The 24,022-nt window shown below is 59.3% G+C and carries 23 protein-coding genes and 2 pseudogenes; 19 read left to right on the top strand and 6 right to left on the bottom strand.

Annotated features, from left to right (window positions below; genetic code table 11):
* The first annotated feature begins 1 nt into the window (after position 1).
* The 10 genes from ACZRN6_RS05275 to ACZRN6_RS05230 all read left to right on the top strand — a co-directional run bounded on the left by ACZRN6_RS05275 (position 2) and on the right by ACZRN6_RS05230 (position 11,230).
* A complete protein-coding gene (locus ACZRN6_RS05275; protein ID WP_464007358.1) occupies positions 2 to 502 on the top strand; it encodes a (2Fe-2S)-binding protein in 501 nt (166 codons plus the stop codon).
* Positions 503 to 507: 5 nt separating this feature from the next.
* Complete coding sequence (locus tag ACZRN6_RS05270; protein WP_464007357.1) at positions 508 to 2,046, top strand: AMP-binding protein; 1,539 nt, start codon at positions 508 to 510, stop codon at positions 2,044 to 2,046.
* A gap of 19 nt (positions 2,047 to 2,065) precedes the next feature.
* Positions 2,066 to 2,869 (top strand): enoyl-CoA hydratase/isomerase family protein, encoded by an 804-nt coding sequence (locus ACZRN6_RS05265; protein WP_020800292.1) that lies wholly within the window; start codon positions 2,066 to 2,068, stop codon positions 2,867 to 2,869.
* A gap of 195 nt (positions 2,870 to 3,064) precedes the next feature.
* Positions 3,065 to 4,483: a sodium:solute symporter family protein gene (locus tag ACZRN6_RS05260; RefSeq protein ID WP_464007356.1), complete on the top strand. Its 1,419-nt coding sequence runs from the start codon at positions 3,065 to 3,067 to the stop codon at positions 4,481 to 4,483.
* A gap of 74 nt (positions 4,484 to 4,557) precedes the next feature.
* Complete coding sequence (locus ACZRN6_RS05255; RefSeq protein WP_248679429.1) at positions 4,558 to 5,991, top strand: UbiD family decarboxylase; 1,434 nt, start codon at positions 4,558 to 4,560, stop codon at positions 5,989 to 5,991.
* Between the two features lie 78 nt (positions 5,992 to 6,069).
* Positions 6,070 to 7,422 (top strand): MFS transporter, encoded by a 1,353-nt coding sequence (locus tag ACZRN6_RS05250; protein ID WP_464007355.1) that lies wholly within the window; start codon positions 6,070 to 6,072, stop codon positions 7,420 to 7,422.
* 11 nt (positions 7,423 to 7,433) lie between these two features.
* On the top strand, positions 7,434 to 8,192 hold the full coding sequence (locus ACZRN6_RS05245; RefSeq protein ID WP_421527404.1) for an SDR family NAD(P)-dependent oxidoreductase: 759 nt from the start codon (positions 7,434 to 7,436) through the stop codon (positions 8,190 to 8,192).
* A 14-nt stretch (positions 8,193 to 8,206) separates the two neighbouring features.
* Complete coding sequence (locus tag ACZRN6_RS05240; RefSeq protein ID WP_464007354.1) at positions 8,207 to 9,649, top strand: aldehyde dehydrogenase family protein; 1,443 nt, start codon at positions 8,207 to 8,209, stop codon at positions 9,647 to 9,649.
* Between the two features lie 20 nt (positions 9,650 to 9,669).
* Positions 9,670 to 10,623, top strand: coding sequence for a LysR family transcriptional regulator (locus tag ACZRN6_RS05235; RefSeq protein WP_064676954.1), 954 nt, complete (start codon positions 9,670 to 9,672; stop codon positions 10,621 to 10,623).
* Positions 10,607 to 11,230, top strand: coding sequence for a UbiX family flavin prenyltransferase (locus tag ACZRN6_RS05230; RefSeq protein WP_103406131.1), 624 nt, complete (start codon positions 10,607 to 10,609; stop codon positions 11,228 to 11,230). The genes ACZRN6_RS05235 and ACZRN6_RS05230 overlap by 17 nt, the downstream gene beginning before the upstream one ends.
* A 16-nt stretch (positions 11,231 to 11,246) precedes the next feature.
* Here the strand turns inward: ACZRN6_RS05230 and ACZRN6_RS05225 are convergent, their stop codons facing one another.
* A complete protein-coding gene (locus ACZRN6_RS05225) occupies positions 11,247 to 12,026 on the bottom strand; it encodes an alpha/beta fold hydrolase (RefSeq protein WP_464007353.1) in 780 nt (259 codons plus the stop codon).
* 88 nt (positions 12,027 to 12,114) lie between these two features.
* Here ACZRN6_RS05225 and ACZRN6_RS05220 point away from each other — a divergent pair, with 88 nt between their 5' ends.
* From ACZRN6_RS05220 to ACZRN6_RS05200, 5 genes and pseudogenes are all read left to right on the top strand, one after another.
* Positions 12,115 to 13,086 carry an XdhC family protein gene (locus tag ACZRN6_RS05220; RefSeq protein ID WP_128874137.1) on the top strand — a complete coding sequence of 324 codons (972 nt, stop codon included), beginning with the start codon at positions 12,115 to 12,117 and terminating at the stop codon, positions 13,084 to 13,086.
* A gap of 186 nt (positions 13,087 to 13,272) precedes the next feature.
* Positions 13,273 to 14,127 (top strand): helix-turn-helix transcriptional regulator, encoded by an 855-nt coding sequence (locus ACZRN6_RS05215; RefSeq protein ID WP_464007352.1) that lies wholly within the window; start codon positions 13,273 to 13,275, stop codon positions 14,125 to 14,127.
* 347 nt (positions 14,128 to 14,474) lie between these two features.
* Positions 14,475 to 14,903: pseudogene (locus ACZRN6_RS05210) on the top strand (ATP-binding cassette domain-containing protein); the annotation flags it as partial.
* 77 nt (positions 14,904 to 14,980) lie between these two features.
* The gene (locus ACZRN6_RS05205; RefSeq protein ID WP_008374339.1) at positions 14,981 to 15,958 is read left to right on the top strand and encodes an IS5 family transposase; all 978 of its coding nucleotides are present in this window, start codon (positions 14,981 to 14,983) and stop codon (positions 15,956 to 15,958) included.
* Between the two features lie 234 nt (positions 15,959 to 16,192).
* Complete coding sequence (locus ACZRN6_RS05200; RefSeq protein ID WP_103406113.1) at positions 16,193 to 17,500, top strand: OprD family porin; 1,308 nt, start codon at positions 16,193 to 16,195, stop codon at positions 17,498 to 17,500.
* A gap of 152 nt (positions 17,501 to 17,652) precedes the next feature.
* Here the strand turns inward: ACZRN6_RS05200 and ACZRN6_RS05195 are convergent, their stop codons facing one another.
* The 3 genes from ACZRN6_RS05195 to ACZRN6_RS05185 all read right to left on the bottom strand — a co-directional run bounded on the left by ACZRN6_RS05195 (position 17,653) and on the right by ACZRN6_RS05185 (position 20,256).
* The gene (locus tag ACZRN6_RS05195; RefSeq protein ID WP_103406112.1) at positions 17,653 to 18,672 is read right to left on the bottom strand and encodes a zinc-binding alcohol dehydrogenase family protein; all 1,020 of its coding nucleotides are present in this window, start codon (positions 18,670 to 18,672) and stop codon (positions 17,653 to 17,655) included.
* Between the two features lie 10 nt (positions 18,673 to 18,682).
* Complete coding sequence (locus ACZRN6_RS05190) at positions 18,683 to 18,976, bottom strand: putative quinol monooxygenase (RefSeq protein ID WP_103406111.1); 294 nt, start codon at positions 18,974 to 18,976, stop codon at positions 18,683 to 18,685.
* A gap of 188 nt (positions 18,977 to 19,164) precedes the next feature.
* Positions 19,165 to 20,256, bottom strand: a complete 1,092-nt coding sequence (locus ACZRN6_RS05185) for an NADH:flavin oxidoreductase/NADH oxidase (protein WP_464007351.1) — start codon at positions 20,254 to 20,256, stop codon at positions 19,165 to 19,167.
* An 84-nt stretch (positions 20,257 to 20,340) separates the two neighbouring features.
* Here ACZRN6_RS05185 and ACZRN6_RS05180 point away from each other — a divergent pair, with 84 nt between their 5' ends.
* Entirely contained in the window at positions 20,341 to 20,655 is a 315-nt protein-coding gene (locus tag ACZRN6_RS05180; protein ID WP_017737778.1) for an ArsR/SmtB family transcription factor, read from the top strand.
* Positions 20,656 to 20,685: 30 nt separating this feature from the next.
* Here the strand turns inward: ACZRN6_RS05180 and ACZRN6_RS05175 are convergent, their stop codons facing one another.
* The gene (locus ACZRN6_RS05175) at positions 20,686 to 21,594 is read right to left on the bottom strand and encodes a LysR family transcriptional regulator (protein ID WP_103406109.1); all 909 of its coding nucleotides are present in this window, start codon (positions 21,592 to 21,594) and stop codon (positions 20,686 to 20,688) included.
* 122 nt (positions 21,595 to 21,716) lie between these two features.
* Between ACZRN6_RS05175 and ACZRN6_RS05170 the strand changes: the two genes are divergently transcribed.
* The 3 genes and pseudogenes from ACZRN6_RS05170 to ACZRN6_RS05160 all read left to right on the top strand — a co-directional run bounded on the left by ACZRN6_RS05170 (position 21,717) and on the right by ACZRN6_RS05160 (position 23,416).
* Complete coding sequence (locus ACZRN6_RS05170) at positions 21,717 to 22,460, top strand: SDR family oxidoreductase (RefSeq protein WP_017737776.1); 744 nt, start codon at positions 21,717 to 21,719, stop codon at positions 22,458 to 22,460.
* A gap of 67 nt (positions 22,461 to 22,527) precedes the next feature.
* Positions 22,528 to 23,019, top strand: a pseudogene (locus ACZRN6_RS05165) (LysR family transcriptional regulator); the annotation flags it as partial.
* 76 nt (positions 23,020 to 23,095) lie between these two features.
* Positions 23,096 to 23,416, top strand: coding sequence for a hypothetical protein (locus ACZRN6_RS05160; protein WP_017737775.1), 321 nt, complete (start codon positions 23,096 to 23,098; stop codon positions 23,414 to 23,416).
* Positions 23,417 to 23,693: 277 nt separating this feature from the next.
* Here the strand turns inward: ACZRN6_RS05160 and ACZRN6_RS05155 are convergent, their stop codons facing one another.
* A complete protein-coding gene (locus ACZRN6_RS05155) occupies positions 23,694 to 23,969 on the bottom strand; it encodes a hypothetical protein (protein WP_464007534.1) in 276 nt (91 codons plus the stop codon).
* Between the last annotated feature and the right edge of the window lie 53 nt (positions 23,970 to 24,022).

The following is a 24,022-nucleotide window of genomic DNA, read 5'->3' as shown; positions in this document are numbered from 1 at the left end:
CATGCATGTAACCGCCGAACAAACCTTTGCGATTCGCCTGGAGCTCAATGGCCGTTCCCGCGAAGCGCTGGCCGAACCGCGGACCCAGCTCTGCGACTTCCTGCGCCACGACCTCGGTGCCACCGGTGTCCATGTCGGTTGCGAGCACGGTGTCTGCGGCGCCTGCACGGTGCTGGTGGACGGGGTCGCCATGCGTTCCTGCCTGATGCTCGCGGTACAGGGGCACGAGCGGCGTATCGAGACCGTCGAGTCCCTGGCCGACGACGACACACTGAGCGACCTGCAACAAGCCTTTCGCCGTCATCACGCCTTGCAGTGCGGCTTTTGCACTGCGGGCATTCTCATGTCCTGCGTGGATTTTCTGGAACGGGTACCCAATCCGGACGAGACCCAGGTACGCGACATGCTTTCGGGGCATCTATGCCGCTGCACCGGCTACACCGGCATCGTCCAGGCCGTGCTCGAAGTCGCTGCCCAGCGCCAAACGAACAAAGGGGTATAACAATAATGTTCGATCTCGGACGCAGTTTCCTCGCTGCCGTAGAACGCCGACCGCTCGCTGTGGCAGTCAGTGACGGTGCGTTGAAGAAAACCTATGAAGACTGGTTCGTCGATATCCAGAGCGCCGCTCGGGGCTTGCAACGCCTAGGGCTGCAACGCGGTGACCGATTGCTGGTAGCGATGCAGAACCGCTGGCAGATGGCGACCCTGCATTGGGCCTGTCAGTTTGCGGGCGTCGTCATGACCCCGTTGAACTGGCGTTCGACTGCCGATGAGCTGGGCTACTGCATCGAAGATGCGCAAATCCGTGCAGTGGCTTACGACGACGCGACCGTGGCCGCCGTGGCCGGTTGCAGCGCCGCCACCAGGCTGCCACGGATCGCCGCCGGTCTGCGTGCCGCCGACACCGACCTGAGTTTCGAGGAACTGTGTTCGCAGACTCCCTCCGAAATCATTTTGCAGGCCGACGCCGAAGACTTTTCACTGCTGCTGTACACCTCCGGAACCACCAGCAAGCCCAAGGGCGTGCCCCGTCGGCACCGTAGCGAACGCGCCGCGGCGGTGGCCCACGTAGCGCAAAACCTTTACCGCCAGGGTGAGTGCACACTGGGTGTCATGCCGCTTTACCACACCATGGGCGTGCGTTCGTTGCTGTCCATGGCGCTGATCGACGGGCATTTCGTCTGTGTGCCGAAGTTCGACGTGGAAGCCACGCTGCACGCCATCGAGCGGGAAAAGGTCAGCAACCTGTACCTGGTGCCGACGCTCTACCACATGCTCATCGAACACCCGGCCTTTGCCCGCGAGCGAGTCGCCAGTGTGGAGAAAATCGGCTTTGCCGGCGCGCCGATGAGCGACGGCTTGATGCGTCGCGTCGAGCAGGCGTTCCAGCCGCAATTGTTCGTCAATCATTACGGCAGCTCGGAAATCTACACCTTCACCATCGACCAGCAGGCTCACCGCAAACCCGGCTCGTCAGGGCGCAGTGCAATGAACCAGCGAGTGCGCGTGGTGCCGATCGATGCTGAAACGGTGGACGTGCAGGCCAACCCATTGGAGGAGGGCCAGATCATCGCCGACCTGGCGAGCGACGAGGCGTTCGAAGGCTACCTGAACCGCCCCGAAGCGAACGCCAAGGCGTTGCGTGACGGCTGGTATTTCACCGGTGACATCGGCTACTTCGATCTGGAGGGCGATCTGTTCGTCACCGGTCGCGTCGATGACTTGATCATCACCGGTGGCGAAAACGTCAGCCCGGCAGAAATCGAAAACATGCTCTCTTTGCACCCGGCAGTGGAAGAAGTGGTGGTGGTCGGTCTGCCGGACGAGCAGTGGGGCAAGATCATTGCTGCGTTTATCAAGCTGCGCGCCGAGGTCTCGGAATGCGACCTCGATGCCCATTGCATCGCTTCGGGCCTGGCCAAATTCAAACGGCCACGGCGTTACCAGTTCATCCACGAGATTCCAAAATCTCCCGTTGGCAAGGTGCTGCGGCGCGTGCTGCTGGCCCAATTCCAGGAACAGGCCTTGAAGGCCATCAGCTAATCATCCAGAGGACACTCCCATGCAACAACAATCGATCCAGCAATTTCTCGAGACTCAATTCGATGGCTTCCAGGTAGAAGTCGATGTGTCCCGCGAGCGCGCCGACATCATCCTCAACCGGGCGCCGTTGAACGTCATTTCCATGGGGCAGCGCGATCAGCTGCGCCTGGTCTTCGAAGCCCTCGATGCACACAAGGACGTGCGCGTCATCGTGCTGCGCTCGGTGGGTGAACACTTCTCCAGCGGCGGCGACATCAAGGGTTTTCTTGAAGCGTCGCCAGAGCACGTTTCCAAGCTGGCCTGGAACGTCGCGGCACCGGCACGTTGCGAAAAACCGGTGATCGTTGCCAACCGCGGTTACACCTTCGGTGTCGGTTTCGAACTGTCCCTGGCCTGCGATTTCCGCATTGCGTCGCAAACCACGCGCTATGCCTTGCCTGAGCAGAACCTGGGGCAGATCCCGGGCTCGGGTGGCTCCGCACGCCTGCAGAAAATCATTGGCATCACCCGTACCAAGCACATGGTGATGCGCGCCAAACGCATCACGGGCGACCAGGCCTATGCCTGGGGTATCGCTACCGAGGTCGTGCCGGACACCGAACTGGAAAGCACCGTCGATGCCTTGGTCGATGAGCTGCGTCGCTTCTCGCCGCTGGCTCAGCGCACGGCAAAAAAACTGATCAACGACAACGAAGATGCACCGCTGACCGTCGCGATCGAAATGGAAGGTCACTGCTACAGCCGCTTGCGTAGCTCCAAGGACTTCAAGGAAGGCGTCGAGGCGTTTCACAGCAAGCGTGCGGCCGTGTTCACCGGCGAATAAATGTGTGCCGGCGAGCAGGCCCGGGAGTGCGTCGGCAACGGTGTGCCCCCCCTATGGAGCAGGGCCTGCCGCCCCTTCAGTGAAACTGATAGGGCGCATCAATATTCGTTAATGGAAAACCTGTTGCGGGGCTCTTAGGGTGAGATCGGCTGCACCGAAATCCGTCCAATAAATATAAAAATCGGAGTTCCACTTATGGCTTCTAGCTGGCTCGTATTAACCATCGTGGCCGCCTACATGGTGGTCTTGGCGTTGATCAGTTTGTGGGTTCGACGCTCTACACAAAGCGCAAAAAACTTTACAACAGGAGGCAAGGACTTCCCGGCGGTGCTGATCGGTTTTCTGATGATGTCCGAGTTCATCGGCACCACCGCGAGCATTGGTACAGCCCAAGCGGGCTACACCTATGGCATTTCCGCCGCCTGGAACATCGCGGCCCTGGGCGTCGGGTTCGTGATCTTCTCCATGCTGTTGGCGAAGAAGTACAAGGACCTCGGCGAGAACACCATTTCCGGGGCGCTGGCCCGCACTTACGGCGAGCCGGTACGCTTTGCCACCTCAGTGATCATGATCTGCGCGCTATCGATCGTAGCGGTCTCGATTTATGCCAGCGGCGGGGCAGTGCTGGCGACCTTGCTGGGCATCGAGCGGACGTCGGCGATCATCATCGTCGGTATTGTTTCGGTGCTGTACGTCGGCATCGGTGGCATGCGCTCAGTGATCTATACCAACGTCTTGCACGCATTGATGATGTACGCCGGGATCATCCTCGCCTTGGGTTTTGCCTTGAGCAAGGTGGGCGGCATGGGCGAGTTGGTGGCGCGACTGCCAGCGCCGATGTTCGAAGTCGGTAACGTCGGTTGGCCGAAGATTTTCGCCTGGCTGGTGGCCGGCATCGGCGCGACGTTCGCCACCCAGTACGTGGTGCAGGCGGTGAATACCGTCAGCGACGGGCGCAAGGCCCAGCACGCGAGTTTCTACTGTGCATTGATGTTGATTCCCTACGGCCTGATCGCCGCGATGGTGGGGATGTGCAGTGCGGTGCTGTTTCCGCAGATTCCGTCATTGCAGGCCTTTCCGCAAATCCTCGGGCACATGCACGAATGGATGGCCGGGATCGTCGTTGCGGGACTGGCCGGGGCGCTGTTCGGCACCATGGCCGCGCTCACCATGGGCATCGCTACGTTGTTGCTCAAGGACTTCTATCAGCCGTTCTTCAACCCACAACGTGATGATCGCAAGAACCTCAATTTTGCCCGGACCGCGACCATCATCGCCGGCCTGCTGCCCATCACGCTGGCGCTGTACGCCTCCGACGTTCTGGTGGTGACCTTCCTCGCCAAGGCCTTGCGTGCCTCACTCGCGGTACTGGTGCTGATGGTGTTTTACGCGCCGACATTCGGCACGCGGCAGGGTGCGTTCATCAGCATCATCGCGTCACTGATCATCACCATCGGCTGGTTCCTGATGGGCAACCCTTATGGCATCGACAACGCCTACATCGCACTGGCCACGCCACTCGCGATCATGACCCTGAGCCACTTGCTGCGGGGCGGCAAGCCCGAGCGAGCCGGCAGCGCCAAACCCATCGGTGCGAGCGCAACCGGGCGCTGAATCCCAGCGATTTCAACGGGCGTGCCGTCGGGTGACCGGGCATGCCACCAAAACCGTAATGACGAGGTAAGGCCATGCAGCCTGTGACTCTTTCCACCCCCGAAGCCGACATGGCCGGGGACCTGCCAGCAGGCGCCAGCCTGCGTGGCTGGCTCGACCATTTGCAGCGCCAGCAGCGCTTGGCAATGATACGCCCCGGCGTGGACCTGCGTTTCGGCGTTGCAGCGATTGCCAATCGCCTGGACGGCAAGAGCGCTTCACTGTTTCCCCAACCTGGCGGCCACTCGATTGCGGTGGTGTCCGGCCTGCTGTCCGACCGGCAGTGGATGGCCGAGGCCATGGGCGTGGAGTCCGCTGAAGTGTTGGCGCGTTTCGAAGCCGCCAGCCTCAATCCGCTGCCGTGGCGCGAAGTCGGCGATGCAGCTTGTCAGCAAGTGGTGCATCGTGAGATCGACCTGAACAAACTGCTGCCAATTCCCACCCACAACGAGCACGACAGCGGCCCTTACATCACCGCTGGCCTGCTGATTACCCGAAACCCGCGCACCGGGGTACAGAACGTTTCGATTCACCGCTTGCAAGTGAGCAGCCCCAATCGCCTGGGTGCACTGCTGCTGCCACGCCATGCGCTGGCCTTCTTTCAGGAAGTCGAGGCGCTGGGGGAGGATCTGGAAGTGGCGGTGGTCATTGGCGCTGATCCGCTGACCCTGCTGGCGTCCCAGGCCATCGTGCCGATCGATCACGACGAACTGGAAATTGCCGGTGCGTTGCATGGCCGGCCGCTGGCGGTGACGCGCTGTGTCACCAACCAGATTCGCGTGCCTGCCGATGCCGAGATCGTCATCGAAGGCCGGTTGCTGGCCAAGGCGCGGGAAATGGAAGGGCCGTTTGGCGAGTTTCCGCAGTACTACGGCGAGCGCGCCGAGCGCCATGTGATCGAAGTCGACGCCGTGACCCATCGACACAACCCGATTTTTCACACCATCGTCGGCGGCGGCCTGGAGCACTTGCTGCTCGGTGGCATCCCGCGCGAAGCGACCATGCTCGCGTACTTGCGCCGCAGCTTTCCATGCGTGCGTGACGTGCACCTGAGCAAGGGCGGGGTGTGTCGTTATCACCTTTATGTGCAGATCGACAAACGCTCCGAGGGCGAGGGCAAGAACGTCATCCTCGGCGCGCTGGGCGGTCACTACGACATCAAGCATGTCACGGTGGTGGATCTGGATGTGGACATTCATGACCCCACCGAAGTCGAGTGGGCGATCGCCACCCGCTTCCAGGCCGACCGCGACCTGGTGCTGATCCACGAGTCCCAGGGCTCGAAACTCGACCCCTCCACCCGTGACGGTGTCGGCTCGAAGATGGGCTACGACGCCACGGTGCCGCTGTCGGCACCGACCATGCGCTTCAAACGAATCCAGGTGCCAGGCCAACAGGAAGTCGAACTCGACACGGTGGCGCACGCGGCGCCGCAGGACTGGCAGCGCGTGCTCCAGATGCACGATTGAACCCGGTGGCCGCTGGAGTTCGGCGGTCTGTTCCCGATAGTTCCAACCAACTCAAGACACGTCTTGCGTGAGGCAACCATGACCACGACAACAACAACAACTGCACCGCCAACCAGCGCCGCTACCGATACACCGCAAATTCCACCGGGCAAGGCTTTGCTCGCGGCATTTGCCTCGACATTCGGCTGGGCGCTGGATTTGTTTGACTTGTTCATTCTGCTCTACGTGGCGCCGATCATCGGTCGCCTGTTCTTCCCCTCGGACACCCCAACACTGTCGCTCGCCGCGGTGTATGCCTCGTTCGCCGTGGCCTTGCTGGTGCGTCCGCTGGGCTCGGCGATCTTCGGCGCGTATGCCGACAAACACGGTCGCAAGCGTGCGCTGATGGTATCGATGGTCGGCGTCGGTATTTCCACGGCACTATTCGGCGCGTTGCCGACCATTCATCAGGTCGGCATATTGGCCCCGATACTGTTCCTGCTATTACGAGTAATTCAGGGCATTTTCGTTGGCGGCATCGTTGCCTCCACTCACACCATCGGCACCGAATCCATCTCGCCGCGCTATCGCGGCTTGATGTCCGGGTTGATCGGCGGCGCCGGTGCCGGCATGGGCGCGCTGTTGGCGTCATTCACCTATCTGGTGCTGTCGGAAATCTTTCCCGGGGAGGAGTTTGACGTCTGGGGCTGGCGCTTCATGTTTTTCTGCGGCCTGCTCAGCACGTTTTTCGGGCTGGTGATGTTCCGCTATCTGGAAGAAACCCCGGTCTGGCAGCAACTGCAACAAGCGCGCAAGACCAAGGGGCCGACGGTAGTGGTCGTGTCGCCGCTCAAGCGTCTGTTTGGTCGCGAGTACCGCAGCGTGATGCTGGTCAATCTGCTGATTACCTTCGGCGGCGGAGCAACGTATTACCTGGCCTGCGGTTATCTGCCGACCTTGCTCAACGTGGTCGCCAAAGTGCCCCATACGCAAACTTCGCAGATGCTCATGTACGGGTCGGTGGCAACCATTGTCGGAGCACTGGCCTTCGGTTACATGAGTGACCTGATCGGTCGCAAGAAGACCTTCATGCTACTGGGTGTGATTAACCTGGTGAGCTTGCCGATGATGTTCCTCGGTGTCGCCGAGCCGGGTTCGCTGACCCGTACTGCGCTGTATTGCGTGGGCATCGCCTTCATGGGCGGGGCGATCATCGCGCCGATCCTGATCTTCCTCAACGAACGCTTCAGCACCGAGCTGCGCGCCAGCGGCACTGGATTGTCCTGGAACATCGGTTTCGCCCTCGGTGGAACCATGCCGACCTTTGTGTCCCTGTTCAGCAGCAGTCCCGCGCAGATCCCGATGGTGCTGGCGATTTTCGCCGCCGGCCTGTCGGTGATCTACCTGATCGGCAGCGTGGTGATTCCGGAAACCCAAGGCAACTTCAAGTAAAGGAAAACGCAATGAGCAGATTGAATGGAAAAGTCGCGATCATTACCGGTGCCGCGCAAGGCATCGGTGCCACTTATGCCCAGGCCCTGGCGGCCGAGGGCGCGAAGGTGGTGCTTTGCGATTTGAAGGCGCCTGACGAAACCGCTGCCGCGATCCGCAACAAGGGCGGTACGGCCCTGGCAATCGCTTGTGACGTGACCGACGGTGCCGCGGTGCAAGCCATGGTCGAGGAAGCCGTGACGCAGTTCAGCGGTGTGCACGTGCTGATCAACAACGCCGCGTTGTTCGCCACCCTGGAGCTCAAACCGTTCGAGCAGACCAGCTCGGCGGAATGGGATCGGATCATGGCGGTCAATGTGCGCGGTTCCTTCGAGTGTGCGAAGGCGGTAATGCCGGTGATGCGCCGTCAGGGCTACGGCAAGATCGTCAACATTGCCTCGGCGACGGCTTTCAAAGGGGCGCCGATGATGGCGGCTTATGTCGCGTCGAAGGGCGCGGTGATTGCCCTGACACGTTCGATAGCGCGCGAAGTCGGCGACGCCGGCATCCGCTGCAACTGCCTGGCACCCGGCCTGACCATGAGCGCCAACGTTCAGGCCAATGCCGCCTGGGCCGGGGATATCGTGCGCAACAACATTGCCAGCCGCTGCATCAAACGCGAAGCGGTGCCGCAGGATCTGATCGGCGCGCTGCTGTTTCTGTCCAGCCCCGACAGTGATTTCATGAGTGGCCAGACCCTTGTGGTCGACGGCGGTTCGGTGACCCATTGATTTAAGGAGGATTCATGCAAAGCCAACACTTCATCGATGGACAATGGACCTCAACGGATCGTTGGACCGACAGTCTCGACCCGGCAAGCGGCGAACTGATCGGATGCTTTGCCGACGGCGGCGAGGCCGAAGCTGAAGCGGCGGTGGCAGCGGCCGCCCGAGCCTTCAACGACCCGCAATGGGCGCAGAATCCACGCCTGCGTCAGCAGCTATTGCTGGAGTGGGCTGCCGGCCTGAAGGCGCGTCAGGAACAACTCGCGCAATTGCTGACGCGCGAGAACGGCAAGGCATTGGCGCAGTCCCGAGGAGAGATCGGCGGGGCTATTTCCGAGATTCTTTACTACGCCGGCCTGGCCCGGCATAACCCGGGGCACATGCTAGAAGTGGCGCCCGGTGAGTTCTCCAGCATGCTGCGCGAACCCGCCGGGGTGGCGGGGCTGATCATTCCATGGAATGCCCCGGCGGTGCTGCTGGTTCGTGCTCTGGCGCCAGCGATCGCGGCGGGTTGCACAGTGGTGATCAAACCCGCGCCGCAAACCGCGCTGTTCAATGCTGCGATGCTCGAACCGCTGTTCGCATTGCCAGGCCTGCCGGCTGGGGCGGTCAATCTATTCGCCGAGAGCGGGCATGCCGGGGCTGCGCATTTGGTGGCTTCGCCACGGGTGGACGTGCTCAGCTTCACCGGCTCGACTGCTACGGGCCAGCGCATCATGCGCGACTGCGCGGCGACTATGAAGAAGCTCTCTCTGGAACTGGGCGGGAAATCTTGCTGCCTGGTCTTTGAAGATGCCGATATTGCGACCATCGCACCGAAACTTGCAGCGGCTGCCACCATTATCTCCGGCCAGCAATGCACTGCCGCCCGGCGCGTGTTGGTGCATGCCAGCCGTTTCGCCGAAATGAAAACCGCGCTGACCACCGCTCTGCAGCAGGTGCGTCTGGGCAATGGCTTCGATCCAGCGACAACTATGGGGCCGTTGATCGACTGGCAATCCAGGGATAACGTCGAGCGACGCATTGGCGAGGCACTGGACAGCTGTGACGAAGTGCTGCTTGCCGGTGGTCGTGGGCAGGGTGAACTGAGCAAAGGCGCATTCCTCGCACCATCGCTGATCGCCCACCGCGACAGCAACGCGTTCTTCTGTCAGGAAGAAATTTTTGGTCCGTTGCTGGTGCTGGAGTCTTTCGAAGACGAAGCCGAGGCTGTGGCGCGGGCCAACCATACCGAGTTCGGTCTGTCTGCGAGTGTCTGGACCGAACAGGGTGCGCGCGCCTGGCGTGTCGCTCGGGCACTGCGCAACGGCACGGTGTGGCTCAATGAGCACAACAAATTGTTCGCCGAGGCGGAAACCGGTGGCTACCGCAAGAGCGGCCTGGGGCGCTTGCATGGCGTCGATGCGCTGCTGGATTTCAGCGAGCTCAAACACATTTATCAGAACGTCGGCACGCTCGGTTGAGCGCGCACGCGAGGGTGACTATGGAGCTGCGCCATCTGAAGTATTTCACCTGCCTCTATGAAGAGGGCTCCGTCACCCGGGCCGCACAGCGCTTGAATATCGTGCAACCGGCGTTGTCGATGCAGATCGCCAGGCTTGAGGAAGAACTCGGGCAGACGTTGTTCGAGCGCAGCTCCAAGGGCATGGCGCCGACCGAGGCCGCAGATCAGGCTTATCGCTTGTTCATGCCGATTCTTGGCCAGCTGCTGGCGGCGCGGCAGGCCCTGATCGACCGTAGCGGCCAGATTGGCGGACGCATCAGCGCCGGGCTGATCGCGTCTGCCGCCAACAACGCGTTGGCGAGCACGCTGGCGCATTTCGTCGAGCATCAGCCACAGGTTGAATTGAGCGTCACCTCGGGCTACAGCCAGGAATTGATCGCGAAGGTCCTGACCGGCGTGCTGGATTTCGCGGTCATCAACCAAAGCTTTCAGCATGAGCACCTGATCGGCCACGACATCTTCGATGAGGAGCTACTGGTCGCCACCGGTGCAGCCAATCGCCTCAACGGAGCGTTGCCCTTGCCGCTGGCCAGTCTGGCGGGATTCAAACTGGTGCTGCCCTCGCGTCGTCACGGGTTGCGCAGGGTGATTGACCAGCACCTTGCTGCCCAGGGCATTGAAGTCACCCCGCAGTTGGAGGTGGACGATCTGGCGGTCATCGAGGACTTCTTGCGTCGCAGCGACTGGGTCAGCGTGCTGCCGGCAACCATCCTGCATCGCGGATTGCACGAAGGCGCGTTGCGCGCCTATCCGCTGGCCGCGCCAGGAATCAGCCGGCGCATGGTCTGTGTGCACGACGCCCGTCGACCATTGACCCCGGCGGCAATGCTGTTCATCGAGATGATCGGCAAAACCATGACCACCGCACTCGACACCATCCATTTCTACAAAGAAGGTCCGATAGAGGAAGGCAACCATGGGCACTCCCGGTAATAGCCGGCCGCAGCGGCTGATCGTAGGAATTTCCGGTGCCTCAGGCGCCGTCTATGGCGTGCGTCTGTTGGAGCTGTTGCGCGACACGCCGATTGAAACCCATCTGGTGGTCAGCAAATCGGCGCTGATTACTTTGGCCCATGAAACCGATATGTCCTGGTCCCGGATCAAGACCCTTGCGGACGTCAGCTACGTCAATCAGGACATTGGCGCGGCAATCGCCAGTGGCTCGTTCAAAACCATGGGCATGATCATCGCGCCGTGTTCGATACGCAGCTTGTCGGAGATTGCCAGCGGCGTGACTTCAACACTGCTGACTCGCGCCGCCGACGTGGTGCTCAAGGAACGCCGGCGCCTGGTGCTGATGGTTCGCGAGACGCCACTGCACCGCAATCACCTGCGCAGCATGACCGAGTTGGCCGAACTCGGTGCAGTGATCGCGCCGCCAGTGCCAGCGTTCTATGCCAAGCCGACCAGCCTGGAAGACATGATCGATCACACCGTTGGCAGGGTGCTGGATATGTTCGATATCGAACTGGGTGTCGTCCGTCGCTGGCGTGAACGGCCGGAGCGCGTAGCAACGCTGGATGAGGTGGTCGATGGTTGAGTCACGTTCGGTGCATTCAGGTGCGCAAGCATTCGAGGAATTCGCGGATCAGCTGCAAGGTCTGCTCGGTTGCTTCGGTTTGGGGAAAGTGCCGGCAGTTATCCAGCAACACGCAGCGGCACGCTCCAGGCACCTGTCGCTGGATGACCACCAGTTGCTCGGGCGTGGCGTAGTGGTCTTCGCGACCCTGAATGACCAGCAGCGGTTTTTCGATATGCGCCAACTGCGCGTGGAGATCATCCAGGGAAAAGTCCGGGTGCAACCAGCTGTCGCTCCAACCGTGAAAGGCGCCATCGACATTTGTCCCATGGTGACGTACCAGGCGTTCGCGCAATGGGCCCCGATGCCAGGCTTCAGTGGTATGGCGAATGCCATCGAGGCTTTCGGCCTCGACAATCACGTGGGGTGCCAGTGCAATGCTGCCCAGTACCCGTGGGTCGTTGGCGGCGGCATAGGCGAGGACGATGGATGCACCGTCGCTGTGACCGAGCAAGACCACTTGCGGCAGTTGCAAGGCATCGAGCAATTGCCGCAGTTCACGAGGGCCGTCGCTGGTCAGGTAGTTCAGCGGACGCGGCAGGGTCACCGGGCTCGATTGCCCATAACCCTGACGGCTATAAGTGACCACACCGCAACCGCTGACCTGGGCCAGACGCCGGGGGAAGTCTTTCCATTGGTCAGCGCTGCCAAGGCCTTCATGCAGCAGTACAAGTGTCGGTCGCGATGGGTCAGCCGCACGAATGTGGCGATATTCCAGGCGCAGCGACCCAAGGTGCAAAAACGGTTGTGGCGACATGTTGAACCAACGTTTAAACAAGGTTGCTCGCAGGTTACCGTAAACGTAACCCTGCAGGCAGCACCACGCTTTGCTTGAGGTATAAAACATGCGTCATCTCGATGTTCAGGTGATCGACCAGGCACTGCAATGGGCTCGCGCCGGGCAGGCCCAGTGGCTGTGCACGGTGCTCTCCACCTATGGCTCTGCGCCGCGTGCGCCGGGTGCGATGCTGGTGACCAATGGCACGGGCGAACACGTCGGCTCGCTGTCGGGTGGCTGCGTCGAAGAGGAATTTCTCGAAAGCCTGGCGCGGGGTGAATTACGCGAACCGGCGCAGATCGTCAGCTATGGCGACAGCGTCGAGCAACGCCACCGTCTGCGATTGCCCTGTGGTGGCGTGCTGATCGTGCTGGTCGAGCACCGCGCTGCCAGTCTCGAATGGATCGCGCACCTGGAGGGTCTGCAAGCGGCGTTATTGGGTCAGCGCCGTCTGCTGCGTCACGTCGAGCTGAGTAGCGGTGCCCTGCGCCTGGACCCGGACACCGGGCACGGCAGCGAACGGGTGCAAGTCGTCGACGAAAGGGTGCGCATCAGTGTTGGCCCGGCGCTACGACTGATTCTGGCAGGACTCTCGCCGGTCGCTGAAGTTTGCGCCAGTTTCGCCCGAGCCATCGGCTGCGAAGTTATCGCCTGCGACCCCCGGGAAGAGATGCTGCATGTACATCTCGAAGGCGTGGAGATGCAGCGTGTACTGCCCTCGATGTTTATCGCCGCCGGAGGTTGCCACGCAGCGACCGCGGTGGTGGCGCTGACTCATGATCCGCGAATCGATGATCTGGCGCTGATGGAAGCGGTTCACACCCCGGCGTTTTACGTCGGCGCCATGGGCTCTCAGGCAACCTCGGCCAAGCGCGCCGAGCGGCTCAAACGCATCGGTGGTCTGACGGATGAACAGATTGCCCGTTTGCACATGCCCATCGGCCTCGATCTGGGCAGCAAGGCCCCGGCGGAAATCGCTCTGGCGGTGGTGGCCGATATCCTGCGCGTCTATCACGGGAAAGAACGCCATGCCCTGTAAGGCGGTTTTTCCGATGAGCGTGGGGGCTGCGAAAGTCGAGGTAGACGCTCGGTCATTCGCGCGCGATAGTGGCCAGAAAAGTGCTGAATCATTGAGTGAACGCCGGGGTCCGGAAACACATGGACGCCGCGATAATCCTTCATGGTGGCCGATAACAATATCGCTTCAAGCGAGCGGAGGAATCTGATGTCGATTGCCCAACGGGTTTTCCACGGCAGGTTTGGCCGGGTCGCCTTGCTGAACATGGATCGTTCGCTGGTTACCCACACCCATTCCGAATGCCATGTGCTGGTCAAAGTGTCCGGTGAAGACACTTACTTCAACGTCCACGGGCGGCGGGTGCCGCTCAGCGATCGCACGGCGGTGCTGGTCAACGCCTGGGAGCCGCATTTCTACGATCCGCAGCCGGGTGCCGGTGCCACTGTCATCCTGGCGCTCTACATCGAGCCCGCCTGGCTGGCCACTGCCCAGCAGTCGCTGGCGCTCAGCGGTCGGCCGGACTTTTTTGCCCGGTCATGCATCGAGCTGTCGAGTCGTAATCGCACCTTGGCCGATATCCTGGTCGCCGAAGCGCATGGCTGCGGGATCGTGCCGAAAGAGCGCATGGAATTCATGCTGTTCGACTTCCTGATCGAACTGATCGAGGACTTTTCCAGCTGGCGGCATTTGTCGCTATTAGGGGCGCCGAGCTCAGGTGAGTTCCGGGACGCACGTGTGCGCCGTGGCACCGCCTGGTTGCTTGAGCACCTCGATGATCCGCACCCGATCGACAACGCCGCGCGGGCTTGTGGTCTGTCCCGGGCGCACTTCTTTGCGCTATTCAAGAAAGATACCGGTATGACGCCGACCCTGTTGCTCAACGACGCGCGCATGCGCCGGGCTTTCGCCTGGCTGGAGCGCGAGCGCAGTGGGACGTTGGGCCTGTTGTCGGAGAACCTCGGGTTCTCCGAGCAAGGTCATTTCACGCGGTTTTTTCAGCAACACATCGGCGCCTCTCCCAGCCAGTACCGGAGGGTAGTGGATAGTTATGCGGGGGGTTGAATATCGCCTCAGCTGAATCCTGGTCTGCTCAGGTTCTTTCCTGAAATTCAGACACTAAGGCAAACTTGCGGACGCCAGCGCAAAACTCCATCGCTCAAGGCAAGGCATTCCCTGTGCCTTTCTCCCACATTCGGCTCTAATGCCAGGGGCCGGGTGTGGTTGGCAAAAGCGTTGGCTATGTCTATAGCCGCTTAACCATCCCCGGTCACAATACTGAAAAATGGCTGGACTCGAGAAAATAAAGACTTTTTACGTATAAATGGTTCCTTAAAATAATATTGGACCAGTATTAGTCGACGACTTAGATTCACATTACAAGAAAAGCAAGAACGTGAGTTGAAAATAATATGGCTAATGATGCGATTCTGGAAACTGTTGGTTTGACCAAAGAGTTCAAAGGATTTACCGCTGTTGAAAATGTCAACTTGCGTGTGAAGCGTGGCTCAATTCATGCCCTGATCGGTCCCAACGGTGCCGGAAAGACGACATGTTTTAACTTGCTCACCAAGTTTCTCGATCCTACCCAAGGGACTATTAGCTTCAACGGCCAGGACATCACTCGTGAGCACCCAGCTGCAGTAGCGCGCAGAGGGATGATTCGATCTTTCCAGATATCGGCAGTCTTTCCTCGCCTTACCGTGCGAGAAAACATCTATATTCCGCTACAGCGAAGCCTGGGGACTTCCTTCCATTTCTGGAAGTCGCGCGCTGCACTTGCCGCTCTTGACGATAGAGCGATGGAGTTGCTCGCCCAAGTGGGATTGGAGTCATTCGCCGATCTAGGGAAACTCTGAAAAAGGCTTCCAGATTTGGTGAAATACCCGCCTCACAGGAATCGAACGGTTGAGTCCCGATGAAACAGATGTCCTTCGCCGATGCTGAGTACGCCGGCAAACGTAAGCAGACCCGCCGTGAGCGCTTCCTGATCGAGATGGATCAGGTCGTGCCCTGGAAGGGCTTGATTGCCTTGATCGAGCCGCATTATCCGAAAGGTGAAGGCGGTCGTCCGGCGTATCCGTTGCTGGCCATGTTGCGGGTTCATCTGATGCAGAACTGGTTCGGCTACAGCGATCCGGCGATGGAAGAATCACTCTATGAAACGACGATTCTGCGCCAGTTCGCGGGGCTGCATCTGGATCGAATTCCCGATGAAACCACGATCCTCAACTTCCGGCGCCTGCTGGAAAAACATGAGTTGGCGGGCGGGATCTTGCAGGTCATCAACGGCTATCTGGGTGACCGTGGCTTGATGCTGCGCCAAGGCACGGTGGTCGATGCGACGATCATTCATGCCCCGAGTTCGACCAAGAACAAGGACGGCAAGCGCGACCCGGAAATGCATCAGACGAAAAAAGGAAATCAGTACTTTTTTGGTATGAAAGCGCACATCGGCGTCGATGCCGAATCCGGCTTGGTGCACAGCCTGGTGGGCACGGCGGCGAATGTGGCGGACGTGACTCAGGTCGATCAGTTGTTGCATGGTGAGGAAACTTACGTGTGCGGCGATGCGGGTTATACCGGTGTGGAGAAGCGTGCTGAGCATCAGAACCGCACGATGATTTGGTCGATTGCCGCGCGTCCCAGCAGCTATAGAAAGCACGGAAAAAAGAGTTTGATCGGGCGTATGCGACGCAAGATCGAATACGCCAAAGCGCAGGTGCGGGCCAAGGTTGAACATCCCTTTCGCGTGATCAAGCGCCAGTTTGGCTACACGAAAGTACGCTTTCGTGGCTTGTCGAAAAACATCGCCCAACAGACAACCTTGTTCGCATTGTCGAACCTGTGGATGGTGCGAAAACGGTTGTTGAATGCGGGAGAGGTGCGTCTGTAATGCGGGCTGATCGCCCTGAAACAGCACGATCAGAGGAAAGAGCCGTGAATTAAAGACAAGAAGGGTCTGTTTTTCGGCCGACTTGGATTTTTTGAACCTCAAGCAGCGAGGGCCTCAAAAATCGGTGGGTACTTCAGACCTTCCCTAAGTACTGGTCTTCGTGTGCGTTGCGTTGACCTCTAAGATTTTGCGTTGCTTCTATTACTTTAAAATAACAAAGGGAGCGCTATACAATTGAGTAGAAAAAAAATTGCTGCAAGTTCGGTGTTTCTTGGTATCACCCTGAGTGCACAGGCGCATGCTGACTTTCTAAGTGATAGCAAGGCCACCTTGGGGATGAGGAACTTCTACTTCAATAACGACAACCGCGATGGCACTGCCGCCCCTTCCAAAACCGAAGAATGGGCGCAGGGTTTCATGTTGGACTTCAAATCGGGTTATACCGATGGCATGGTTGGCTTTGGTGTCGATGGCCTGGGATTGCTGGGGGTTACCCTGGACAGCGGCAAAGGACGGCATGTCGGCAGCACCATGATGCCTTCTGACAGTGACAACCGTGCCGTCGACGAGTGGAGCCGGGTGGGGCTGACCGGAAAAGTCAAAATGTCGAAAACTGAACTTCGCTACGGCACCTTGATTCCGAAACTCCCAATTCTGGTTGCCAACGATGGGCGCGTACTTCCACAAACCTTCGAGGGCGGTCAAATCACCTCGAGCGAGTTCAAGGGGCTGACCTTGACTGGAGGTCGGATCGAACATGCGACAGGGCGTGGTTCAAGCGATCAGACGGGGTTGGCCGTTGCTGGTGGTACGCGTGAGAGCAATCAGTTTGACTTCGCCGGGGGCGATTGGAACGTCACCAAGGATCTGACAGCTCAGTACTACTACGCAAACCTCGATAACTACTATACGCAGCATTTTTTTGGATTGATTCACACCCTTGCGCTCTCGGACAATCAGTCCCTTAAAACCGACCTGCGCTACTTCAAAACTGACTCGTCAGGTGCAAATAGCTCCGGTACGTCAGGCTACAGAATTAATGGCTACACCAAAAACGGTGATGGAGAGATCGACAACCGTACCTGGAGTGCCGCGTTGATTTACACGCTGGGTGGCCACGCGATTACTGCGGGGTACCAAAGTGTGTCGGATGGCAGCAACTTCACTCAACTCAATCAGGGCAGCCTGATAGACAAGGGCGCCGGTGGAGCAAGCCTGTATCTGTATACCGACCGTCTGATCCAAACGTTCACCCGCGCAGGCGAGCGCACAGCTTTCGGTCAGTATGCTTACGACTTTGCCGCTCTGGGAGTTCCTGGCCTGAAAGGCTCGGTCATGTACCTCTCCGGCGATAATATTAAAACTACGTCCGGCGACAACCAAAAGGAATGGGAAAGAGACATTAGCCTGGACTACGTCCTTCAGTCCGGAGCGCTTAAAGGTGTCGGGTTCGGCTGGCGTAACGGCAAGTCCAACAGCGAAGCGGCTCGTAACGTAGATCAGAACCGAGTTTTTGTAAGCTATAGCATTCCGCTTCTCTAACGAGTGTCATGAGGACGAATAGCCGCTTTCAGTCCGGCCACGCTGAGGAAGGCACCCGATAACACGGGTGCTTCTGTGCAGGATTATCCGCCCGACGCTCAGGACATTAGGTAGGTGGTGCAGCCGGTTTGATTTATTTTGTCTACGCCCTCTTAGAAGCCTTCCAGCACGATCTTGCCCTTCGCCTTGCCGCTTTCCAGCAGAGCATGGGCTCGACGAAGATTTTCTACGCTGATGCGCCCGTAGTTGTCGCCAACGGTGGTGCGCAAGTCGCCCCTATCAACGCGCCGCGCAATTTCGTTGAGGATGTTGTGCTGCTCCTGCATGTCCTCTGTCTCGTAAAGCGAGCGGGTGTACATCAGCTCCCAGTGCAACGACAGGCTCTTGCGCTTCATCGGTACGACGTCAAGCGTGGCCGGGTCATCGATCAGGCCCAGCCTGCCCTGAGGTTTCAGTGACTCGATAATTTGCTCGAAGTGCCGATCGGTCTGGGTCAGGCTGGCGACATAGCTGACTTGTGCGATACCGAAGCGTTTGAGCTCCTCGCTGAGTGGCTTGGTATGGTCAATGACATGATGCGCACCCAGCTCGGTGACCCAGGCCTGGGTTTCAGGGCGCGAAGCCGTACCAATGATCGTCAACCCGGTTAGCTGACGCGCCAGCTGAGTCAGGATTGAACCCACACCGCCTGCAGCGCCGATGATCAGCAGCGTTTCGCCCCGGTCGGTGGTATCGCGTGCAACACCCAGGCGATCAAAAAGTAATTCCCAAGCGGTCAAGGAAGTCAGTGGCAATGCCGCAGCCTGGCTGAAATCCAGCGACTGGGGCATTGAACCGACGATACGCTCGTCCACCAGTTGCAGCTCACTGTTGCTGCCCGGGCGGATCAGCGATCCGGCGTACCAGACCCTGTCGCCGGGCTTGAATAGCGTCACGTCGCTGCCGACCGACTTGACCACGCCGGCAGCGTCCCAACCGAGGATACGCGGCTGGCTTTCGTCCTCGTGCGGTACGTATCCCTGCCGCACCTTGGTATCGACAGGATTGACCGATACGGCCTTTACCTCTACGAGCAAGTCGCGCGGCCCCGGCACTGGCTCGGGTATATCGATCTCCACCAAGGCGTCGGGATGTTCAATAGGCAGGCATTTGAAGTGTGCAATGGCTTTCATTCGAAGCTCCTCAGGAGATGCGATACATTTTCGTGATGGTGAGCTTTTCAGCAGCACGTTCGATGAAAGGGAGCGCTGTCTGAAAATGCGGTGTCGCTTCGTGAGCAGTCAGCGCCGCTTCGTCCCGCCACTGCTCGATCATGTGGAAAGTGCGAGCCTGCTCGGCATCACGGTGGAAATCGTACTGGATGCAGTCCGCTTCGCTTCGGCTTGGGCCTTGCAGGCCCTGCAGCGTCTGCTCGAGCTCGACTTCGAAGCCGGCCTTGGCGACCAAGGTGGCAATCAGTGTCAGAGGGGTGGTCATCAAACCTCCTGTCTGTGTGCGATATGAAGAGGGAGCATTGGCTGGCACGGGTGTATCGAAGATGTCCATGCCGGCCATGCGGCCAAAAACCTGAATCCGGGTGAGAGCGCGACAACAATCTTGCCAACTTGGGCATTCGACCAAGTTGATAGCCCTAAGGCCACGCGAGCGCTCTCGCTCCGGCGGGATCACCTGTAGCGTTCAAGCCAATGGGCATAGGGAGCGGGCAAGGTCCAGGCAGCACGCTCTACACCCAGCGCCTGGGCGGCTGAATAGGACCAGTTAGGATTGCCCAGGTGCGCCCGGCCAATCATCGCCAGGTCCAGTTGACCACTTCTCACCGCTTCTTCGGCGACGCTCGGCGTGCCGAAGCCCCATGCCGAGGCCACCGCAATCCCCGTCTCGCGCCGTACCCGCTGGGTAACTTCGCCCATGAATCCGGGGGCCCAAGGAATGTTGGATTCAGGGATGGTGAACCCGATACTGACGCTGAGCAAGTCCAATCCACCGTCCTTGAAACGACGTGTCAGTTCGATAGCCTCTGACAAGGTCTGCTCGTCCCGGCCGTCGTATTCGATGACACCCAGGCGAGCGGTGAGCGGCAAGTGCTCTGGCCATACTTCGCGAACCGCCGCCAGTGTTTCCAGCAGAAAGCGGCTACGGTTATCGAAGTTTCCGCCGTAGGCGTCGTCACGAAGGTTGGAGTGTTCAGAGAGGAATGACTGGGCCAGATAGCCATGGGCGAAATGCAGCTCCAGCCACTCGAAGCCGGCCTCACGTGCACGGCGAGCGGCTGAGACAAAATCCTCGCGCACCCGGGCGATATCCTCCAGCGTCATGGCTTTGGGCAGCTTGGCGAGATGAGCGCCAAAGGCAACAGCCGACGGGGCGATGGTCTGCCAGCCACGCGCATCATCCTCGCTGATATGATCGTCACCTTCCCAAGGGCGGTTCGCACTGGCCTTGCGCCCCGCGTGGGCAATCTGGATACCTGGCACTGCGCCGGCAGCCTTGATCGATTGCACCACCGGCACGAAGGCGCGGGCGAGCTCATCATTCCAGATACCAGCGCAGCCAGGCGTGATCCGTCCTTCGGGGGACACGGCGGTCGCCTCGACGACCACCAGTCCCGCCCCGCCCCGCGCGAGGGTGGCATAGTGCACAGTGTGCCAGTCGTTGATCAGGCCATCATCAGCCGAGTACATGCACATGGGGGGAATCGCGATCCGGTTGCGAAGGGAAATATCCTTGAGCGTGAAAGGTTGGAACAGCGCAGACATCAGGTTTTTCTCCGAAGTTTATATTTCCGTTGTTCGATAATATTCGAACTATTGGCATAGAGCAAACCCGTGTATGATTCGCTCATGCGCCCCTTCAAACACCTTCCTCTCAGCGAATTCGTTCTTGAGCGTCTGTTTTACGCCTTGAGCGACCCTGTGCGCCTGGAGATTGTCCGGCGTCTCGCCGAGCTGGGAGAGGCCAGCTGTGGCGAGCTGGACGGTGGCCGTGCGAAGTCCACCATGTCCCACCATTTCCGGGTGCTGCGAGATGCCGGACTGGTTCAAACCCAGACCATCGGCACGACCCACATGAACTCGTTGCGTAGGGAAGACTTGAGTCACCGTTTTCCGGGCCTGCTGGAAACGATCCTGTCCCAGTACGACGAAAAAGGAAGATGAGGCTCACGGGTGTTTTTCCACCCAACTCTTTCAGCGCGCGCTCTGCGCAAAAACACGCGGATCTGAGAAGCAGTTGACCAGGTGGTCGTACACCAGCCTCACTCTCGGTGCCACGGGCCCTGATTGCGGGCGATACATGATCAATTCGGAAGGCGGCGGGGCATCGTGTTGCATGACCTCGACCAGTCGCCCTTCAGACAGATAGGGTTCTGCCAGATAACCGGGCATTTGCCCAAAGGCGATTCCCGCCAGAACAATCTCTCGCTCGGTTTCTGGATCGTCGCAGGTAAATGCCGGGGAGGCAGGCAGGAACGCTTGCCCCTCGGCAAGCACCCACGGCCAGGGGCGACCGTTGTTGCGATCGATCAGCATCGACAAGGGCAAGCGTTTCAGATCCTCGATGTTGCCAGGACGTTGCACGGTGTTGAGGAGTGACGGCGCTGCAACGATTTTCAGGGCGACATGGGCCACCGTTCTGGCGATATAGCGCCGATCCCGCACAGCTCCGACACGAATACCGATGTCAATCTTGTTGGCCACCGCGTCGGTGAGCTGGTCATCCAGGCTCAGGTCGATGCTCAGGCCGGGATTCTCCCGCATCAGCGGTTTCAGAAACTCAATCAGATACAGCTTGCCAATGGCGTGGGGGGCCGTGATGCCGACGACGCCTTTTGCCTCCTGTTTACTGTTGGCGATAAACAACTGATCCACCCGTTCCAGGGTTTCCCGGGCTTGCAAGGCGAGTTTGGCACCAAAAGCGGTGACGTGAACCTGCCGCGTGCTGCGGTGGAACAACAGCTCCCCAAGCGTGCGCTCCAGTTCTTTGATGGCGCGTGTCACGGTCTGCGGAGAGGTGCCGAGGCGGGTGGCTGCATCGCGAAACGTGGTCGATTGCGCCGCCACCGAAAAGATCCGAATCAGCTCCATGCGATTGAGCATTGGCGTCAACTCCCGTTCCAGAAAATGGAATTCTCAAATCCGAACTCTTCCATTTTCTGACGAATAAAACCAGCGCAGACTGCACTCATCAACCCAAACAGGTCTCAACAGGAGCGCTGAACATGAGTAAAAACATCCAGGGTAAAGTGGTCGTTATCACCGGTGCGAGTAGCGGTCTGGGCGAAGCAACGGCGCGTCATCTGGCAGCGCTCGGCGCCCATGTAGTGCTTGGCGCCCGTCGCCAGGATCGTCTGGACGCGATTGTCCGGGAGATCGCCGCAGCAGGCGGCAAGGCGATTGCCCATCCGATCGATGTCACAAACAAAGAGGACTTGTCTGCGCTGGTCGCCAAGGCTGTCGAGGCATTCGGTCGCATCGATGTGATGATCAACAATGCAGGGCTGATGGCGATCTCTCCGATTTCGCAGCTGCGCGTCGAAGAGTGGGATCGCATGATCGACATCAACATCAAGGGCGTGTTGTATGGCATCGCGGCCGCGTTGCCGCTTTTCGAACAACAGGCCAGCGGTCACTTCATCAACATCTCTTCGGTTGCCGGCATCAAGGTGTTCAGCCCCGGTGGATCGGTGTACAGCGGTACCAAATTTGCGGTGCGCGCTATTTCCGATGGCCTGCGTCATGAAGTCGGCGGGAATATTCGCACGACGACCATCGAGCCGGGCGCGGTGGATTCCGAGCTCAAGTTCGGCAGCGGGCACCAGCCGAGCGCCGAGGTCGTTGGCGAGTTTTACAAGAAGGCCATCCCGGCTGATTCGGTTGCACGGGCCATCGCTTACGCGATCGAGCAACCTGCCGATGTCGATATCAACGAGATTGTTCTGCGTCCGACGGCGCAAGACTTCTGATAGTTAACCTGTGCCGTTTGTGCCCTTGCGCAAAAGCACGGGCGCGAGCGACTAAGCTTTAGCACTATTGAATACTTCGAATGTCTGGCCTGGAGCCAAACTTCCACGCAAGCCAACCAATATCGGTGATATCAACCCGTTTGTTTTTACCGTGAAGGCGGGAAGCTTTACCGCCGCGGCGATTACACTGGGCATGGACCCGCATTGTTCGCTTGGAGGACCGGATGGGCGCACGGTTGCTCAATCGCACGACGCGCAAACTGAGCCTGACAAACGAGGGGCAGATTGCGTATGAGCGCTGGCGGCAGATTATCGAGGATCTTGATGAGGTCGAGGTGACCATGGTCCGGGCCGTGGGCGGCCGACCGGTACCTTTAAACTCACGGTCCCGCTGTCCTTTGGTCAGCGCCATGTCCTGCCGATCCTTGATGCCTATCTGAAGCAGTGGCCTGAGCTGCACGTGGAGTTGTGGTTTACCGATCGCTTTGTCGACGCCCTTTTTACCACAGATGTAGCCGACTCCTCATCCTTCCCAGGAGCGTCATCCCGTTTTTCAACGCCTGTTTCAACCAGAAGCACTCACTATCGGTCCGATTTTGCCGCTGGAAACCCATCCCGGCCGAGCGGCCCCGACCATGCGCGGTCATTTCGAGATGGCGCAACGCGTCGAAGCGCTGGACTTTGGTGCGCTCTGGATGCGTGACATTCTTTTCTACGATCCGGATTATGGCGACGTGGCGCAGATGTTCGAACCGCTGGGCCATCCACAGCCAGCCAAGCGCCTATGCCAACAGCCAGCCGATGATGGTCCTCACCGACACGGCCGTGTTCCCAATAATGTGAATATAAGCAGCTCGCATGTTGTGGTCACGGCTATCCACTTCAAGGTTGTTGTGAGCATGCTCCGTGAATTCGACGGTCCGTTCACTAGATGGCAGAGCAACGGCTACTTTTGAACCCATGCGGCTCCGGAATTTCGCTGGTGGTTTCCAGAAAGCCGGCTGTCTGCATAGTTAAACACTTGCCGCGAACCGTCCTGGCGTATCGTCGTAACAGTGACATAGCCGGCCGAGAGAATACCATTCATCCGGAAGTCACTGTTGATAGGGGGGGGTGAGCCTGTGAAAAGCTTACCATTGACTGGTCTAATCCCATTCAGTCTGGAATCTTCAGCATGCGAACTGTCGACATCCAGCAGGCAAGAATAAACCTGTCCCAGCGTTGATGAGGCTGTCAAAGGATGTCATTCCTGATTTCCAAGTCCGGCAGGCGGCTCTCCTCATCTGTTGTACGGAGTTGGTAATATCGGGCCGTGTTGGCAACGGGTGCCACCTTAAGTTGTAGGCTGGTTTCTACGGAGAGCGGCGGTGCAGTGGCGGTGAGTCGGGCGAGAACATTTAGGAAATAGCCTAAGTGCACGATGGGGCCGCCGAAGGAGCTCAGTCCAAGGCGCAGAAAGATGAGAAAGACAGACCACGGGCTGTGGTGGTCAGTGTGGGTGTTTGTCATGCGTTTGCCTTCGTGCATGAAAGTAGCCGAAGGTTTGCCAGGTACCCGGCCGT

The sequence above is a fragment of the Pseudomonas sp. A125 genome (assembly GCF_055409485.1).
This window is presented reverse-complemented; position numbering and strand designations above follow the sequence as displayed.

Bases quoted from the DNA above. Each gene is read 5' to 3' on its own strand.
- ACZRN6_RS05275 (WP_464007358.1), top strand. From the start codon at position 2: ATGCATGTAACCGCCGAACAAACCTTTGCGATTCGCCTGGAGCTCAAT.
- ACZRN6_RS05270 (WP_464007357.1), top strand. From the start codon at position 508: ATGTTCGATCTCGGACGCAGTTTCCTCGCTGCCGTAGAACGCCGACCG.
- ACZRN6_RS05265 (WP_020800292.1), top strand. From the start codon at position 2,066: ATGCAACAACAATCGATCCAGCAATTTCTCGAGACTCAATTCGATGGC.
- ACZRN6_RS05260 (WP_464007356.1), top strand. From the start codon at position 3,065: ATGGCTTCTAGCTGGCTCGTATTAACCATCGTGGCCGCCTACATGGTG.
- ACZRN6_RS05255 (WP_248679429.1), top strand. From the start codon at position 4,558: ATGCAGCCTGTGACTCTTTCCACCCCCGAAGCCGACATGGCCGGGGAC.
- ACZRN6_RS05250 (WP_464007355.1), top strand. From the start codon at position 6,070: ATGACCACGACAACAACAACAACTGCACCGCCAACCAGCGCCGCTACC.
- ACZRN6_RS05245 (WP_421527404.1), top strand. From the start codon at position 7,434: ATGAGCAGATTGAATGGAAAAGTCGCGATCATTACCGGTGCCGCGCAA.
- ACZRN6_RS05240 (WP_464007354.1), top strand. From the start codon at position 8,207: ATGCAAAGCCAACACTTCATCGATGGACAATGGACCTCAACGGATCGT.
- ACZRN6_RS05235 (WP_064676954.1), top strand. From the start codon at position 9,670: ATGGAGCTGCGCCATCTGAAGTATTTCACCTGCCTCTATGAAGAGGGC.
- ACZRN6_RS05230 (WP_103406131.1), top strand. From the start codon at position 10,607: ATGGGCACTCCCGGTAATAGCCGGCCGCAGCGGCTGATCGTAGGAATT.
- ACZRN6_RS05225 (WP_464007353.1), bottom strand. From the start codon at position 12,026: ATGTCGCCACAACCGTTTTTGCACCTTGGGTCGCTGCGCCTGGAATAT.
- ACZRN6_RS05220 (WP_128874137.1), top strand. From the start codon at position 12,115: ATGCGTCATCTCGATGTTCAGGTGATCGACCAGGCACTGCAATGGGCT.
- ACZRN6_RS05215 (WP_464007352.1), top strand. From the start codon at position 13,273: ATGTCGATTGCCCAACGGGTTTTCCACGGCAGGTTTGGCCGGGTCGCC.
- ACZRN6_RS05205 (WP_008374339.1), top strand. From the start codon at position 14,981: ATGAAACAGATGTCCTTCGCCGATGCTGAGTACGCCGGCAAACGTAAG.
- ACZRN6_RS05195 (WP_103406112.1), bottom strand. From the start codon at position 18,672: ATGAAAGCCATTGCACACTTCAAATGCCTGCCTATTGAACATCCCGAC.
- ACZRN6_RS05190 (WP_103406111.1), bottom strand. From the start codon at position 18,976: ATGACCACCCCTCTGACACTGATTGCCACCTTGGTCGCCAAGGCCGGC.
- ACZRN6_RS05185 (WP_464007351.1), bottom strand. From the start codon at position 20,256: ATGTCTGCGCTGTTCCAACCTTTCACGCTCAAGGATATTTCCCTTCGC.
- ACZRN6_RS05180 (WP_017737778.1), top strand. From the start codon at position 20,341: ATGCGCCCCTTCAAACACCTTCCTCTCAGCGAATTCGTTCTTGAGCGT.
- ACZRN6_RS05175 (WP_103406109.1), bottom strand. From the start codon at position 21,594: ATGCTCAATCGCATGGAGCTGATTCGGATCTTTTCGGTGGCGGCGCAA.
- ACZRN6_RS05170 (WP_017737776.1), top strand. From the start codon at position 21,717: ATGAGTAAAAACATCCAGGGTAAAGTGGTCGTTATCACCGGTGCGAGT.
- ACZRN6_RS05160 (WP_017737775.1), top strand. From the start codon at position 23,096: ATGCGCGGTCATTTCGAGATGGCGCAACGCGTCGAAGCGCTGGACTTT.
- ACZRN6_RS05155 (WP_464007534.1), bottom strand. From the start codon at position 23,969: ATGACAAACACCCACACTGACCACCACAGCCCGTGGTCTGTCTTTCTC.